1 protein-coding gene is annotated in these 1,681 nt (G+C 30.9%); it reads left to right on the forward strand.

Annotated features, from left to right (window positions below; genetic code table 11):
- Positions 1-83: 83 nt before the first annotated feature.
- A complete protein-coding gene (locus HMPREF0077_RS09865; protein WP_052588115.1) occupies positions 84-1,643 on the forward strand; it encodes an IS1182 family transposase in 1,560 nt (519 codons plus the stop codon).
- Positions 1,644-1,681: the final 38 nt, after the last annotated feature.

The following is a 1,681-nucleotide window of genomic DNA, read 5'->3' on the forward strand; positions in this document are numbered from 1 at the left end:
AAAAGGGGCTGTTGCAAAAGTCCTGACATAGAAAAAAGACGAGGAAACTAAACATCCTCGTCTTTTTCTGATACAATGTATTTATGAAAACCTTTAGTAATACATCATCATTAACTAATTTTACACTAGTTGATGATACAATTCAATTAAAATTAAACATAAATACAGAAATATACGTCCAAGATGATATAAAACTAAGGCTTGTAAAAAATATAATTGAAAGGATAAATCTAACAGAACTAAAAAAAGTCTACTCATCATCTGGAAGAAAACCAACTGTAAATCCAGTAACCATGCTTCAAATAATAATCTTCTGCTATTCAGAAGGAATATTTTCATCAAGGGAAATAGAAAAATCATGCAAATATGATCTAAGAATAAAATACCTTCTAGATGAACAAACTCCACCAGACCATTCTACCATTAACAGATTTAGGCAAAGGATAGTAGAACTAGCACCTAACTTGTTAAATCAAATGGTCCAAATACTAATAAAAGAAAAACAAATAGACCTATCAAGCATCTATATAGATGGAACAAAGATAGAAGCTTATGCCAACAGATACAGCTTTGTATGGCGAGGAAGCATAGAAAAATGGCAAGAAAAATTAAGAGTAAAAATAATAAAGCACTTTAAATTAAATAAAGACTTAAGTCCATCCCAAGTATTAGAAGTAGTAAAGATAGTATTTAATCAAGTAAGTAAAGAATGCATAGAAAAGAAAATACACTTTGTGTATGGTCAAGGCAAAAGAAAACACCAACTTCAACGAGACTATGAACAATTAAAAGATTGGAAAACCAAGCTAGAAACTTATCAAGAGCATTTAGAAATAATGGGAAATTACAGAAACTCCTACTCAAAAACAGACCATGATGCAACCTTCATGAGAATGAAAGAAGACCACATGAAAAATGGTCAATTAAAGCCAGCCTACAACATCCAACTGGCAAGTACCTCAGGCTTCATCATAGGAGAAAATGTATCCCATCATCCATCTGACATGTACACCCTAAAACCATTCTTAAAAAAGCTACAAGCAAACTATCCAAACAAACTAGACAAAATAGTAGCAGATGCAGGGTATGAAAGCGAAGAAAACTATGTATATCTAGCAGAAAACGAGCTAACATCATACATAAAACCATCAAACTACGAACAATCCAAAACACGAAAATATAAAAAAGAACAAGAATTTAGGGAAAGTCTAATCTACGATGAAAGTCAAGACAAATACATATCAGAAGAAGGTAAAGAATTCATAAGAAGCAATGACAGATACAGAAAAAGAAAAAGTGGATATGTAACAACAACGAAAGTCTACAGATGTTTCAATTGGAACAAAGATGGTCAAAAAACAAAAGGAATCTACATAGCAGAAACCTTCCAAAAATATAGGAAAGAATCCTTAGAAAACATAAGGTCATCCCAAGGAATAGAAGAAAGATTAAACAGATCAATCCAAGCTGAAGGAGCTTTTTCTAAAATAAAGTCAGGACTAAACTACAACAGATTCCACCATAGAGGAAAAGAAAATATAATAAGTGAAATATGTCTCTTATCAATAGCATTAAACTTAAATAAATTAGCGTCAAAAATAGAAAATAAGAACTTAGAAATCATAAAATACAAAGCTGCTTAAGAAAAAAATTTTTAAAAAAGCGAGCTCTATTAATTGAA

It is taken from the genome of Anaerococcus tetradius ATCC 35098 (assembly GCF_000159095.1).
Taxonomy (GTDB): domain Bacteria; phylum Bacillota; class Clostridia; order Tissierellales; family Peptoniphilaceae; genus Anaerococcus; species Anaerococcus tetradius.

Coding starts and splice junctions, on each gene's coding strand:
- HMPREF0077_RS09865 (WP_052588115.1), top strand. CDS start 84: ATGAAAACCTTTAGTAATACATCATCATTAACTAATTTTACACTAGTT.